The 13,427-nt window shown below is 75.5% G+C and carries 12 protein-coding genes; 1 reads left to right on the plus strand and 11 read right to left on the minus strand.

The window, feature by feature from the left end; all coding sequences use genetic code 11:
• Positions 1-61 precede the first annotated feature (61 nt).
• From ACFU7Z_RS04385 to ACFU7Z_RS04435, 11 genes are all read right to left on the minus strand, one after another.
• Positions 62-847, minus strand: a complete 786-nt coding sequence (locus tag ACFU7Z_RS04385; RefSeq protein ID WP_074004880.1) for a DUF3050 domain-containing protein — start codon at positions 845-847, stop codon at positions 62-64.
• Between the two features lie 88 nt (positions 848-935).
• Complete coding sequence (locus tag ACFU7Z_RS04390) at positions 936-1,904, minus strand: alpha-ketoacid dehydrogenase subunit beta (RefSeq protein ID WP_117492990.1); 969 nt, start codon at positions 1,902-1,904, stop codon at positions 936-938.
• Positions 1,901-2,989 carry a thiamine pyrophosphate-dependent dehydrogenase E1 component subunit alpha gene (locus ACFU7Z_RS04395; protein ID WP_380775910.1) on the minus strand — a complete coding sequence of 363 codons (1,089 nt, stop codon included), beginning with the start codon at positions 2,987-2,989 and terminating at the stop codon, positions 1,901-1,903. The genes ACFU7Z_RS04390 and ACFU7Z_RS04395 overlap by 4 nt, the downstream gene beginning before the upstream one ends.
• Positions 2,986-4,920 carry a 4-hydroxyphenylpyruvate dioxygenase gene (gene hppD / locus ACFU7Z_RS04400; protein WP_380775913.1) on the minus strand — a complete coding sequence of 645 codons (1,935 nt, stop codon included), beginning with the start codon at positions 4,918-4,920 and terminating at the stop codon, positions 2,986-2,988. The genes ACFU7Z_RS04395 and hppD overlap by 4 nt, the downstream gene beginning before the upstream one ends.
• A gap of 107 nt (positions 4,921-5,027) precedes the next feature.
• Positions 5,028-6,326, minus strand: a complete 1,299-nt coding sequence (locus ACFU7Z_RS04405; protein WP_380775916.1) for a beta-ketoacyl-[acyl-carrier-protein] synthase family protein — start codon at positions 6,324-6,326, stop codon at positions 5,028-5,030.
• Complete coding sequence (locus ACFU7Z_RS04410; RefSeq protein WP_380775919.1) at positions 6,323-7,939, minus strand: class I adenylate-forming enzyme family protein; 1,617 nt, start codon at positions 7,937-7,939, stop codon at positions 6,323-6,325. Before ACFU7Z_RS04410 ends, ACFU7Z_RS04405 begins: the two co-directional genes overlap by 4 nt.
• Before the next feature lie 317 nt (positions 7,940-8,256).
• Complete coding sequence (locus ACFU7Z_RS04415) at positions 8,257-8,811, minus strand: beta-ketoacyl synthase N-terminal-like domain-containing protein (protein ID WP_380775922.1); 555 nt, start codon at positions 8,809-8,811, stop codon at positions 8,257-8,259.
• 11 nt (positions 8,812-8,822) lie between these two features.
• Positions 8,823-9,908, minus strand: coding sequence for a beta-ketoacyl synthase N-terminal-like domain-containing protein (locus ACFU7Z_RS04420; RefSeq protein WP_380775925.1), 1,086 nt, complete (start codon positions 9,906-9,908; stop codon positions 8,823-8,825).
• A gap of 68 nt (positions 9,909-9,976) precedes the next feature.
• The gene (locus ACFU7Z_RS04425) at positions 9,977-10,243 is read right to left on the minus strand and encodes an acyl carrier protein (protein ID WP_380775928.1); all 267 of its coding nucleotides are present in this window, start codon (positions 10,241-10,243) and stop codon (positions 9,977-9,979) included.
• Positions 10,240-10,515, minus strand: coding sequence for an acyl carrier protein (locus tag ACFU7Z_RS04430; protein ID WP_049653814.1), 276 nt, complete (start codon positions 10,513-10,515; stop codon positions 10,240-10,242). The genes ACFU7Z_RS04425 and ACFU7Z_RS04430 overlap by 4 nt, the downstream gene beginning before the upstream one ends.
• Before the next feature lie 93 nt (positions 10,516-10,608).
• Complete coding sequence (locus tag ACFU7Z_RS04435; RefSeq protein ID WP_380775931.1) at positions 10,609-12,033, minus strand: class I adenylate-forming enzyme family protein; 1,425 nt, start codon at positions 12,031-12,033, stop codon at positions 10,609-10,611.
• A gap of 180 nt (positions 12,034-12,213) precedes the next feature.
• Here ACFU7Z_RS04435 and ACFU7Z_RS04440 point away from each other — a divergent pair, with 180 nt between their 5' ends.
• Complete coding sequence (locus ACFU7Z_RS04440; RefSeq protein WP_380775934.1) at positions 12,214-13,314, plus strand: alpha-hydroxy acid oxidase; 1,101 nt, start codon at positions 12,214-12,216, stop codon at positions 13,312-13,314.
• Positions 13,315-13,427: the final 113 nt, after the last annotated feature.

Consider the following 13,427-nt stretch of genomic DNA (forward strand, 5'->3'; position numbering starts at 1 on the left):
GTGTATAAGAGACAGCCGTGGGCGCCCTTCCATCGTGGCCGCGGACGTCCTCCGGCAGGCCTCAGAAGGACCGCTCGATCGCGGTCCACAGCTGGAGCCGGGCGCGCAGCGCGGTGCGGACCGTCTCGGCGCAGGAGTCCCACTTGTCCTGGTCGTCGCCGCACAGGTCGATCAGCATCTGCATCGCCATCGGGGTGTGCTGCTCGCCGTCGACCTCGATGTGACGGGCCAGGTAGTCCTTGAAGACGGTGAGCGCGCCCTCGGGGTCGTCGATCCGGATGACCTGGGTGAACATGTCCGGGATCAGGTCCTCGCGGCCGAAGGCGAAGGCGGCGGCCCGGCAGTGCACCGGCGCGTTCTCCACGATCGACCAGGTGGTGGAGGTGAAGTCCAGGGCGGGCTGCGGTACTCCGGCGTTCTTCAGGGCGTCCGGTACGGCGGTGCCGGAGCCCAGCAGGGCCAGGAACTCCTCGATCGGGCGCGGGTCGGCACCGGCCTGCCGCATGCCCTCGACGTACAGCTCGAAGTGGCTGGTGTAGCCCTCGCCGAGCTCGTCGCTCTCCTCGACCAGCACGATCTCGTTGATCAGCCGGCGGCTGGCGGTCGGGCCGTTCGGGACCCACGGCACGTCCACGCAGGTGAGGTCGCGCTGGAGGCTCTTGAGCAGCGACATGAAGTCCCAGACGGCGAAGACGTGGCTGCCGAGGAAGGTGCGGACCCGCTCGATGCCGGTGAGCGAGCGGTATACCGAGTGCTCGACCACCTCGCGGCGCAGCGGGTCGATGGCCTGCTGGAGGCTGGTCAGGCCGGGGTGCGAGCGGTCCCAGTGGTAGCGGTTCGTGGACAACGGGGCTCCTTGGTCGGGCTGTTGGGCGATCGACGTGTTCGGGGTGCGCGAGGTACGCGGGGGCTGCGCCGCGTCGGGGCGCGGTCGGTCAGCGGTGCTTCAGTACGAGGTCCAGCGCGTGCCGCAGCTGCTCGCGGCCGGGCTGGACGGCGCGGTCGAGGGCGGGGGCGAAGGGCAGCACGGCGCCGTCCGGGCGGGTGATCCGGCGGGGCGGGGCGACCAGGCGCATCTCCTCGGCGGCGGTGGCCAGCACCTCGGCACCGAAGCCGCAGCTGCGGTTGGAGTCGTCCAGGACGACCAGGCGGCCGGTGCGTTCCAGTGAGTCGGCGAGCGCCTGCCAGTCGAAGGGGTACACCGTGCGCGGGTCGAGGACCTCCACCGAGACCTCCGGCGCCAGTTCCTCGGCCACCGCGAGGGCGTCGTGCACCAGGTGCCCGAGGGCGACCACGGTGACGTCGCTGCCCGGCCGGTGGATCCGGGCCCGGCCGAGCGGGACGGGGACGAGGTCCCAGGTGACGGTCTCGCGCACCGGCATCGCGGCGGCGGGTGCGAACACCACGACCGGGTCCGGGTCGCGGATCGCCGAGCGCAGCAGCCCGTAGGCGTCGGTCGGGGTGGCGGGCACCACGGTCTTCACCCCGGCGTGCGCGAACAGGCTGTACGGGTGGTCGGAGTGCTGCCCGGCCCAGCCGTCCCGGGAGCCCGAGCCGGGCACCAGGCAGGTCAGCGGGACGGCGGCCTGGCCGCCGGTCATCAGCGAGAACTTGTGGGCCTGGTTGACGAGTTGCTCGAAGACCAGGAACAGCAGCGACGGGATCTGGAACTCCAGCACCGGGCGCCGGCCGGCCAGCGCGGCGCCGACCGCCATCGAGGTGAAGGCCTGCTCGGACAGCGGGGTGTCGACGATCCGGCCCGGCCCGAAGCGGTCCAGCAGGCCGAGGGTCGGCCCGGCCAGACCGGCGCCGATGTCCTCGCCGAAGACGCAGACCGCCGGATCGGCGGCGAGTTCGTCGGCCAGCGCCCGGTTGAGCGCCTTGGTGTACGAGAGCCTGGTCACGGCGTCGCCCCCGCCCGGGGCCGCAGCCCGTCGGCGTACAGGTGGTCCAGTGCGCCCGCCGGGTCCGGGTGCTCCGAGGCGAGCGCGAACTCCTCGGCGGCGGCGAGCTGTTCGGCCACCGAGCGGTCCAGCTCAACGACCGTCGCCGGGTCGAGCAGGGCGGCGGCCCGGGGGAGCGGGTCGCGCTCGCGCCAGGTGTCGACCTCCTCGGGGGAGCGGTAGCGCAGCTTCATCCGGCGCTCCATGGTGTGGTGGCCCTCGTATCGGTAGGTGCGGCAGGCCAGGAAGCCCGGGCCGCGGCCGCCGCGGGCCCGGTCGACGGCGCGCAGCGCGGCGGTGCGGACGGCCTCGGTGTCCATGCCGTCCACCTCCTCGGCGGGGATGCCGAAGGCGGCGGCCCGGCCGGTGGCGCTGCCCGCGACGGCGGTGGCGGCGGGCAGGGTGGTGGCGTAGCCGTTGTCCTCGCAGACGAACAGCACCGGCAGGCGCCACATCGCGGCGAGGTTGAGCGACTCCAGCAGGACGCCCTGGTTGAGCGCGCCGTCGCCGAAGAAGGCCACCGCGACCGGGGTCCGGCCGGCCTCCGGGCCGTCGGTCCCCGGCCCTTCGGTTCCCGGCCCTTCGGCCGTCGCCCGTCCGGGGTTGACAGCCGCCCAGGCCGCGCCGACCGCGATCGGGGCACCGGCGCCGACCATGCCGTTGGCGCCGAGGATGCCCAGCGAGAAGTCGGCGGCGTGCATGGAGCCGCCCCGGCCGCCGTTCGACCCGCCGACCCGCCCCAGGAGCTCGGCGAGCAGCCGGTGCGGCGCGGTGCCCCGGGCGAGCACGTGGCCGTGGCCGCGGTGGGTGCTGGCGAGCCGGTCGCCCGGGCCGAGCGCCGAGCAGACGCCGACCGCGACGGCCTCCTGCCCGATGTACGGGTGGATGCCGCCGGGGATCGCGCCGGACTTCACCAGGCCGAGCGCCAGTTCCTCGAAGCCGCGGATCAGCCGCAGCATCCGGTAGCGCTCGGCGGGGGTGTCCAGCGGGGCGGGGCTGTCGGGCAGTGCGGCGCCCTCGCCGGCCGGGTGCGCGGGAGCGGTCACGGCCGTCCCCGCCAGACCGTCGGGCAGAACCGGGGGTCGGCGTAGTCCGGCCGGCCGTCGTCCGTCCGGCCCACCAGCACGTCGTGGTTGTACACCACCGGCTCGCCGTCCGGCCGGTCGTGCCGGCGGTACTCGTTGGCGCCGTCCTGGAGGTGCAGCGAGACCGCCCGGCGCGGGAAGGAGGCGAGGTTGGGGCCGCTGCCGTGGTAGGTGCGGCAGTGGTGGAAGGACAGGTGGCCGCGCGGGATCAGCATCGGGACCTTGCGCACCCGCTGCCCGTTGTGGGCGGCGTTGGCGGCCAGGATGGACTCCAGCTCGGAGCCGTCGCGGTCGGCGAAGTGCCGGGTGGAGTCCTCGCCCGAGGGCAGCTCCCGCCAGCGGTGGCTGCCGTCGACCATGGTGATGGTGCCGTTCTCCTCGCGGCAGTCGTGGAACGGGATGAAGGCGGTGAGCATCTCCTCGGAGCTACAGGTCTGCCAGTAGTGCTTGTCGAAGTGCCACGGCACCCGGTTGCTGGGCTCCTCGGGCACCGGGGGCTTGTAGATGAGCGTCGACTGGAAGACCCGGATCTCCTCGGTGCCGGCGAGCAGCGCGGCCACCGCGCCGACCAGCGGCTTGCGCAGGATCGCGCCGATCGCGTCGCTCTCGTAGTGCACGTAGTCGTTGTGCCGCTGGACCGGCCCGTCCTCGGGCCGCCAGGAGGCCAACCGGGGCGGCCGGACGGGCAGTTCGCGGTCCCGGTGGCCGGCGTAGTACGCCTCGGTGGCGGCCTGGAGGGTGTCCAGCTCCTCGTCGCTGAAGAGCCTGCGGGAGAGGTACCAGCCGTGCTCGCGGTAGTGCGCCACCTCGTCGGGGGTGGGCAGCAGGGCGCGCTCGGCCTCGGTGAGCCGGAACCCGGGGGCGGCGGCCGTCGGCCGGGCCTGCTTCGGCTGTGCGGGGGCGGGCCGGTCCTCGGCGGCGGGGCCGTGCCGTTCGACGGCCTCGTAGAGGGCCTTGATGTTCGCGGTGCCGAAGGTGCCCGCTCCCTGCCGTTCGATCAGTTCGAGGAAATAGGTGCGCCGGGGGTGGGTCGAGCGGGCGAAGATCTGGAACAGCTGGCCGCCGTGGTCCTGGTCGACCAGGACGTGCAGGTCGCGCAGGGTCGCCACCGGGATGGCCGTCTCACCGAAGCGGTCGGCCAGGGCGTCGAAGTAGGCGTCCGGCGTGGTCAGGAACTCCACGCCGCGCTCCCGGGCGGTCCGGACGGCGCCGGCGATGTCGCGGGTGCTGAAGGCGAGGTGCTGGACGCCGGCCCCGCCGTGGGCGGCGAGGAACTCGTCGATCTGGCCGGGGCGGCGGGTGGTGTCGGGCTCGATCAGGGTGAAGGTGACGCCGCCGGAGGCGCTCTGCACCACCTTGGAGTCCATCGCCTGCTCGCCGACCTCGATGTACTCCTCGAAGATCGTGCGGAAGTCCAGCGCGTCCTCGCAGAACCGTACGGCCTCCGCGAGCGTGCCGGCCGGCAGGCAGATCGCGACGTGGTCGAGGCCGTCCAGCAGGCGGGGCTCCGGGGTGGCCTCGGCGTCCGGCAGCGGGACCAGGCGCAGCGCGGTGTCGCCGAAGCCCTCGATCAGGGCGCCGGCCCGGTCGAGCACCCGGGCGCCGTGCCGCTCGGCCCGCTCCAGTGCGGCCGCCGGGTCGGCGCAGCCGAGGGCGAGGACGGCGACGCCGTCCCCGTGCCGGGTGACGTACTCGGCCACCGGGTGCTCCGGGTCGGCGGCGGAGGTCAGCCGCAGCCGGATGGTGCCCTGGCGCAGCCCGATGGTGCGGGAGCCGTCCGGGGCGGTGGCCGGGGCGTCGGCGGTGAAGCCGAGGTCGGCGCTGAGTCCGGCCGCGGTCTTGTCGGCGTCCGCGCAGTGGAACTCGACGTGGGTGATGGTCTGGATGGACAACGGGATCTCCCCCCGGGAGGGATGGTGGATCGAGGATCGGGGCGCCGGCGCCGCGCGGCGGTGCGCGGCGGGCGACCGCGGTCGGGCGGCGGCTGTCGGCGGTACCGCTAGCGGGCGGTCCGGGTGGAGGCCGGGCCGAGGATCAGGCTGAGGTTGTGGCCGCCGAAGGCGAAGGCGTTGCTCAGCGCGGCGCGTACCGGGACGGTCCGGGCGGCGCCCCGGACGTGGTCCAGGTCGCAGGCCGGGTCGGGGTCGGTCAGGTTGAGGGTGGGCGGCAGCGTCCCCCGGGCCACCGCCAGGGCGGTCACCGCCGCCTCCAACGCGCCCGCGGCGCCCAGCAGATGGCCGGTGGCGCCCTTGGTGGAGCTGACCGCGGGCGGCTCGGCGCCGAAGACGGCGCGCAGCGCGGCGGTCTCGGCCACGTCGCCGAGCTTGGTACCGGTGCCGTGGGCGTTCACGTAGTCGATGTCACCCGGGGCCAGGCCCGCGTTGGCGAGCGCGGCGCGCATCGCGTCGGCGGCGCCGGTGCCGTCCGGGCGGGGCATAGTCGGGTGGTGGGCGTCGGTGGAGGCGCCCCAGCCGAGGACGTCCGCGTAGCCGGCGGCGCCGCGCGCCTCGGCGTGCTCGGCCCGCTCCAGGACCAGGACGGCGCTGCCCTCGCCGAGCACGAAGCCGTTGCGGCGGGCGTCGAAGGGCCGGCTGGCCTGCCCGGGGTCGTCCCAACCCTGCGCCAGGGCGCGGGCGTTGGTGAAGGCGGCGGCGATGGTCGGGTGCAGCGAGGACTCGGTGCCGCCGCACACCACCACGTCGGCGTCCCCGGCCCGGATCAGCCGCAGCCCCTCGGCGATCGCCTGGGCGCCGGCCGCGCAGGCCGTCACCACGGCGGAGCTGTAGCCCCGGATGCCGTGCTTGATGGCGATCCGGGCGGCGGCCATGTTGGAGAGCATGCCGGGCAGCAGGTACGGGCTGACGCCGGGGCGGCCGCGCTCCAGCCGGCGGTGCGACTGCTGCTCGAAGGTCTCCAGTCCGCCGCCGCCGGTGGCCAGCACCACGGCGGTGCGGTGCGGGTCGGCGTCCCGGCCGACGGCCAGTCCGGCGTCGGCGAGCGCGTCGTCGGCGGCGGCCAGGGCGAGCAGCACGAAGCGGTCCACGCAGCGGGTCTCGGTCGGCGGCAGCACCTCCCGGCCGTCCACGGCGGGGGCGAGCCCGGCGGCGGGCAGCCAGCCGTGCGCGGCGTGGCCCTCGGGGACGGCGCGCAGGCCGGAGCGGCCGGCGGTGAGCGCCTCGAACACCTCGGCGGGCTTGCGGCCGAGCGGGGAGACCAGGCCGATGCCCGTGACGACGGCGCCGGGGCGCGGGGTCGTGCGCCCGCCCCGCTCGCCTGCTCGCACACTCCGCTCGCTCATGCGCCCACCGCCGCGAGGTGGGTCTCCCGCAGCAGGACCTTGCGGACCTTGCCGGTCGGGCCGAGCGGGATGTCGTCGGGGGAGACCACCAACACCTTGCGGACGGTCGCGGCGGCGGCCTCGTCCAGGGCGGCGACGACCGCCCCGGTGCGGTCCGCGGCCGGGTCGGCGTCCGCGGCGAGGAGCAGCAGCACGTCGGTGACGACGCGCTCGCCGTCCCGGACCGCGACCACCGTGCAGTCCAGCACGTCCGGGCAGGCGGCCAGCACCCGCTCCTCCGACATCGCGGTGAACAGCCGCTTGCCGCCGCCGAGTTCGACCGAGTCGACGGCCCGGTCCACGTGGTAGTAGTAGCCCTCCTCGTCCCGGTACATCAGGTCCCCGGTGAGGAAGCGGCCGCGCAGCCGGGTGCGGAAGGTGGTGGCCGAGTCGTTCCAGTAGCCGAGCGCCAGGGTCGGTGAGGCGGTGGCGAGTTCACCGACCTCGCCGGGCCCGAGCGGCTCGCCGTCCGGGCCGACCACCTCGCAGTCGACGAAGGCGTGCGGGCGGCCGACGCAGCGGCCGTAGCGCTCGGTGCCGGGGCCGTGGGTGATGAAGAAGTGCGAGTGCCCCATCTCGGTGGAGCCGAGGCCGTCCACGAACAGCGAGCCGGGCAGCCGGGTGCGGCCGGCCCGGGTGACGGTCTCCCGGCTGCCGGTGGCGATCAGGCGGCGGATGTGCACCTCGTGGGCGCAGTCGCCGGTGTTCCACCAGAGCGCCACGGAGGTCAGGTCGCGGGCGGCGAGGTCGTGCCGGGCGAGGTCGGCCCAGGTGGCGGCGAAGCCGATCACCCCGGTGGGCCGCCACCGCTCGACGGCCTCCAGCACGCCGTCGCCGGACTGCCGGGAGAGCACGGCGAGTTCGGTGTGTGAGCTGAGCGCGAGGTTGAGCGCGATCAGGGTGGCGGCGTGCGGGGCGGGCAGCGCGCTGAGCATCCGGTCCTGGCCCTGCGGGCGGGGCAGCCGCAGCCGGTGGCGGATCGCGGCGTACAGGCTCGCGTGGGAGTGGACGACGGCCTTGGGCATGCCGGTGGTGCCGGAGGAGTGGGTGATCGCCACCGGGTCGCCGGACCAGTGCCGGTACGGCTCCGGTGCGGCGTCCGGGTCGCCGGCGCCGAGGGTGGCGATCTCGGGCAGCAGCGGTGCGCCCGGGTCGTGGCCGGCCAGTGCGGCCAGGTGGGCGGGGTCGGCGAGGACGCCGGCCGCGCCGAGGCGGGCGATGTAGCGGGCGGCCCGTTCGCCGTCCAGGTTGGGGTTGAGCAGCGCGGGGACGGCGCCGAGCCGGGCCAGGGCGAGGAAGGCGAGCACGTGGTCGGCGGCGTCGCTCGCGTACACCACCACCGGGTCGCGCCGGGTGATGCCCAGGCCGCGCAGCGCGGCGGCGCGCGCCCGGACGGCGCGGTCCAGCTCGCGCAGGGTGAACGGCTGCCAGGCGGGGTGGTCGTCCACCGGGGTGTCGAAGCTGAGCAGCGGTACGTCCAGGTCGAGCCCGAGCGCGATCCGGGCGGTCAGGACGTTGCCGGCGCCCACGTCGGGGTCGTCCGCGAGCTGGGTGCGGAGGCTGCGGATGGTCACGGGGGTGGATTCCTCCCTCGGGGCCGGTGGACGGCCCGGGCGGCTGATCGGGTGGCAGGGTCGGTCGGCCGCGCGGGTGCGGCGGGTGCGGTCGGCTGCTCGGGCGGCGTGCGGCGAATGGCGTGCGGCGAGTGGCGGGCTGCGTGCGGTCGGTCGCTCGGGCGGCGGGTGCCGGGAGCGAGGCGGGGACGGGCGGGGGCGCTGGTGTGCCGGGTGCGGCTGCGTCAGGCGCCGGGCCTCGATGGTTCCTACGGCCGGGGGTGGTCGCGGGGTTCAGTCCGGGTGGCGGTTCGGTCCGGTCGGAGGGTTCGGAGGGGTCAGTCCGGCCGGTTTCCCGCCGCCGGACCGGCGAGCAGGACGGCCGCGGCCCGGTCCCCGTCGGGCGTCTGCTCGACGGCCACGGCCAGCACCCGGTCGGCGTCGCCGTCCTGGAGCAGCAGTGCGGCGAGTTCGAACGCCTCGGCCGGGACCAGGCCGGGTTCGGCCTCGGCCGGGCAGATCGCCACGATCGGGCCGGTCAGGCCCCAGCGCGCGGAGACGTGCCCGAGGACGGCGTTGGGGTTGGACTGGAAGAACAGCAGCGGGCCGGTCCGCTGTCCGGGTTCGGCGCTGCGCTCGATGGCCCGCGCGGTGTCGAGGTCGCCGCTCGCGCTGGCGAGCAGCAGGGCGGTCCGTCCGGGGGCGGGCGGTTCGCCGTGGTGGGCGCGCAGGCAGCGCTCCGCGGTGTCGGCGACCAGCGGGTTGAAGGCGGAGGCGGCGAAGCCGGGCAGCGGTGGCGGCGGCCCGTCCAGGCCGGGTGCGGGGCGGCGGGCCTCGGCGAGGATCCGCAGTCCGTGGGTGTGGTCGGCAGGGGTGTTCTCGGCGGTGGTCATGGCGGTGGCGGTCATCCCGGGGCCAGCAGGAGGGCGGTGTTGGCGCCGCCGAAGGCGGAGTTGAGGCTGAGGGCGTACGGCGGCCTGGCGGCGTGCGGGCCGTCCAGGACGAGGTCCAGCGCGAGGTCCGGGTCGGGGCCGAGCCAGCCGGCGTTGACCGGGAGCAGGCCGGTGCCCAACGCACCGATGGTGACGGCGAGTTCGAGCAGTGCGGAGGCCTCCAGGGCGTGCCCGTGCACGGACTTGCTGGAGCTGACCGGCAGACGGTCGGTGTGCGGGCCGAACACCCGCCGCAGGGCGCGGGCCTCGGCCCGGTCGGCGAGGGTCGAGCCGGTGCCGTTGGCGTTGACGTAGCCGACCTCGGCCGGATCGACGCCCGCGCGGGTGAGCGCGGCCCCGATCGCCCGGGCCGTCCCGTCGCCCTCCGGTTCCGGGCGGCAGACGTGGTGGGCGTCCCCGGCCCGGCCCCAGCCGGCCAGCCGGGCGAGCGCGGGAGCGCCGCGCCGTTCGGCGGCCGGGGCGGACTCGACCAGGACGGCGGCGGCCGCGTCGGCGAGCAGGGTGCCGGTGCGGCCGGCGCTGAACGGGCGGGCCTCGCCGTCCCGGGCCAGCGCCCGTCCGGCGTCGAAGACCGCGAAGACGCCTGGTCCGACCAGGTGCCCGGCCGCGACCAGGACCCGCTCGTGCCGCCCGGCGGCGACCAGGGCCGCCGCGTCGGCGACGGCGGTCGAGGCGGCCACGCAGGCGCCGTTGTACACCCGGGTGACACCCGGCGCGCCCCACCCGGAACGGACCCCGGCGGCCACCGCGTCGGCGGTCGCCCGGGTGCGCTCGTCGCTGTGCAGGGCGAGCAGGACGGGCAGTCCGGCGCCCTCGGCGGCGGTCAGCCCGGCCTGCCCGCAGGCCTGGCCGATCGCGTCGAGCACGGCCCTGGCCAGGGGGAAGGTGCAGGCCAGGGGCACGGTGTCGGGGAACAGCGCGGCCCGGGTGGTGCGGCGGGCGCTCACGTCGAAGCGGGTGACCGGGCCGGACAGGGCCTTGCCGTGGGTGGCGGCCTCGGTGAGTACGGCGAGCCCGCGCCCGGCGGCGCTGAGCACTCCGACACCGGTGACCACCGGGCGGTCGGCCGCCCGGCCGGGCGGGCCGGAGCCTGTGCCCCCGGGGATCACGGCCGGGCGCCCGCGCGGTCGGCGAGGACGGCCTCGCGCAGCAGCCCGGCGGCGTCGTCGACGGTGCGCACCGCGCCGAAGCGGTCGTCGTCCAGGTCCAGCTGGAGTCCGTACCGCTGCTCGAACTCGGCGACGAGCCAGGTGAGTTCGAGCGATCCGAGGTCCTCGGGCACGGTGTCGACGGCGCGCTGCCCGAACGCCGCCAGCATGGTCAGGACCTCGGCCCGGTCCGGCAGGGCGTCGGGGAGCGGGGAGCCGGTCACGCGGCGCTGCCGGAGGTGGCGGCGAGGGCGTCGACCCGGCGGGCGACGTCGCCGGTGAACTCGTCCAGCGTCATCAGCGCGGTGGTCTCCATCTCGTCCAGGTCGAACTTGATCCCGAACTCGTCCTCGACCTGCACCGACAGGTCGGCCAGGGCGAGCGATTCGAGGTCCAGCCCGGCCGGGCCGAGGTCGGTGTCCCCGGTGACCTCGGAGACGTCGTACTGCATCTCGGCGAGTGCCGCCAGGACGAAGGCGCGGATGCGGTCCTGCATGGTGGGCTCCTTGTCGGGGTGGTGGTGCGAAGGGGTCGGGGCGCGAAGGGGTCGGGGCGCGGCCGGGTGCGGCCCGCGCGCCGGTGGGCGCGGTCAGCCGGCGGTCGCGGTCGCGCGCAGGGCGGCCGGGTCGCGCAGCAGCTTTCCGGTGGCGGTGCGGGGGAGGCGGTCCAGTCGGGCGAGCCGGCGCGGCCGCTTGTAGGCGGCCAGGCGGCGGGCCAGCCCGTCCTGGACGGAGGAGAGGTCGGTCCCGGGTTCGGTGGCCAGGTAGGCCTCGACCGCGCCGCCGTCGAAGACCACCACGGCCTCGCGGACCCCGGGCAGCGTGGTGAGCGTCTGCTCGACCTCGGTGAGGTCGACCTTCAGGCCGCCGATCGAGACCTGGGAGTCCAGTCGGCCGAGCACGGTGACCGGGCCGTCGGCGGCCAGCTCGGCCGCGTCCCGGGTGTGCAGCCAGCCGTCGGACCAGCGGGTCGGATCGTCCAGTCCGGGGTACGGGGAGGACTCCGTGCCGATCTGCAACTCGCCCTTCACCAGGCGCAGTCGCATGCCGTGCACCGGCCGCTTGGCAGGGTGGAGCGTACCGGAGAGGTCGGTGGCGATCACCCCGGTCTCGGTCATGCCGTACATGGTGCCGAGCGGGACGCCGTACCGCTCGGTGAACAGCGCGGGCAGTCCCGGGCGGACGAGTTCGCCCGCCACGACCATCCGCCGCAGCCGGGGCAGCGGCGGGGGAGCGACCGCCCCCGCCAGCAGTTCGGCGTGGAAGGGCACCCCGATCACGGTGGTCGGCCGGTCGCTCGCGGCGACCTCGGCGAGGATGCCCGCCGCCGTCATCCGCTCCGGCACGGTGAGCGCGACCCGGGCGTGCAGGCTGTTGAGCAGCCCGCCGACCAGGCCGAGCACGTGCACCACCGAGGAGAGCAGGACGACCCGCTCGCCCTCGCCGGGGAACTCCACCAGCCTGTGGTAGCAGTCGAGTTCGCGCAGCAGATCGGCCGCGGTGCGGGCGATGACCTTGGCCGGACCGGTGGATCCGGAACTGAGCTGGATCAACGCGTGTCCGGTGCGGGCCGGGCGCCCGTCCGCCAGCGGGACGGCCACCGGCTCGACTTCGGAGAAGCCGCGCAGAGCCGCCGCCGACCGATGGGCGGAGCCTACCAGCACCTGCGGGGCCAGCCGCGCCACCGCCGCGTCGATCTCGTGGTTGGTCAACCGGTGGTCGAGCAGGGCGACTTGGGTGCCGAGGCGCCAGCACGCCAGGAGCACCGCGACGAACGCCACCGAGGGCGGCAGCCGCAGCGCCGCCGTCCCGCCGGGTCCGAGCCCGGCGGCCGTCAGCCGTTCGGACTGCTCCTCGACCAGGGCGCGCAGGGCGTCCCGGTCGAGCGGTGCGCCGAGGCGCAGGCACTCCTCGCCGCCGGGTCCGGCCAGCAGCAGCCGGTCGACCCAGGAGTCCGGGGCGTCGGAGTGCGGCAGGAGGGCAGGCGGAAGTACGGAGGGGAGAAAGCCGGTCAACGCGGCTCCACACAAGTGAGGGGATTTTGACATGAACGCCGTTAACAAATCCGAACGGCCAATTCCGTGGCCAGACCTTGGCACAGACGTTTGGTCAAATCAAGGTCTATACCAATGTGGTCGTTGCTCCTACGCTGCCGAAGCAGGACCGGCCCGTGTGTGGCCGTCCTGGAACGAGGAATGCCCGTGGGACTTCTCACGCTGGCCGGGATCGAGCGTGCGGCGCACGCCCAACTCTCACCGGAAATCTGGGATTTCATCGAAGGCGGAAGCGGCGCCGAACGCACCCTGACGGCCAATCGGGAGATGTTCGGGCGCCATGCGCTGCGCCCGCGCACCCTGGTCGACGTCTCCGCCTGCGACCCCGCGCTGACCCTGCTCGGCGCACCGCTGCGCCTCCCGCTCGGCATCGCCCCGATGGCCTACCACCGGCTGGTCGACCCGGAGGGGGAGACCGCCACCGCGCGCGCCGCCGGCCGGGCTGGCGCCCTGCTGGTCGCCGGGATGTTCGCCAGCCGGACGCTGGAGGAGATCGCCGCGGCCGCCACCGGCCCGCTCTGGCTCCAGCTGTACTGGCTGCGCGAACGCGCCGTCCTCGCCGCCCTGGTGGAACGCGCCGAGGCGGCCGGCTACGGCGCGCTCGTGCTGACCGTGGACGCCCCCAGGATCGGCCGCCGGCTGCGCGACCTGCGCAACGGCTTCGCCGTCCCGTCGGCCGTCCGCGCGGTCAACCTGGACCAGGCCCTGACGGCCGCCAGCCACCGCGCCACCGCCGGACGTTCGGGCATCGCCGAGCACGCCCGCGAACAGTTCGACCCCGCACTGAGCTGGACCGACCTGGCCTGGCTGCGCGAACGCACCCGGCTGCCGCTGGTCCTCAAGGGAATCCTCACCGCCGAGGACGCCCGGCTGGCCGTCGAGCACGGCGTCGACGCCGTCCTGGTCTCCAACCACGGCGGCCGCCAACTCGACGGTGCGATGCCGGCCCTGGCCGCCCTCCCCGAGGTGGTCGACGCCGTTCCCGCCGAACTGCCGGTGCTCTTCGACGGCGGCGTGCGCAGCGGCACCGACCTCGCGATCGCCCTCGCCCTCGGCGCCCGCGCCGTGCTGGTCGGCCGCCCCGCGCTCTGGGGCCTGGCCACCGACGGTGAGGCCGGGGTGCACCGGGTGCTCGACCTGCTGCGCGAGGAACTGGAGCACACCATGGCCCTGTTGGGCCGCCCCCGGCTCGCCGACCTGGACCGTACGGTCCTCGCGCCCTGGCCCTGCCCGGCCCGCTGAACCCTGGCCCCCCGCGCGGCCGTTGAACCCGTACCCCCGCGCGGCCGGCCGGGCCCGAGCCCCGCACGGCTGTTGAACCGCGCGGCTGTTGAACCGTGCAGTCGTTGAACCAC

Origin of the sequence: Kitasatospora sp. NPDC057518 (genome assembly GCF_042802075.1) — a bacterium.
GTDB lineage: Bacteria > Actinomycetota > Actinomycetes > Streptomycetales > Streptomycetaceae > Kitasatospora.

Bases quoted from the DNA above. Each gene is read 5' to 3' on its own strand.
- ACFU7Z_RS04405 (WP_380775916.1), bottom strand. From the start codon at position 6,326: ATGAGCGAGCGGAGTGTGCGAGCAGGCGAGCGGGGCGGGCGCACGACC.
- ACFU7Z_RS04440 (WP_380775934.1), top strand. From the start codon at position 12,214: ATGCCCGTGGGACTTCTCACGCTGGCCGGGATCGAGCGTGCGGCGCAC.
- ACFU7Z_RS04430 (WP_049653814.1), bottom strand. From the start codon at position 10,515: ATGCAGGACCGCATCCGCGCCTTCGTCCTGGCGGCACTCGCCGAGATG.
- ACFU7Z_RS04415 (WP_380775922.1), bottom strand. From the start codon at position 8,811: ATGACCACCGCCGAGAACACCCCTGCCGACCACACCCACGGACTGCGG.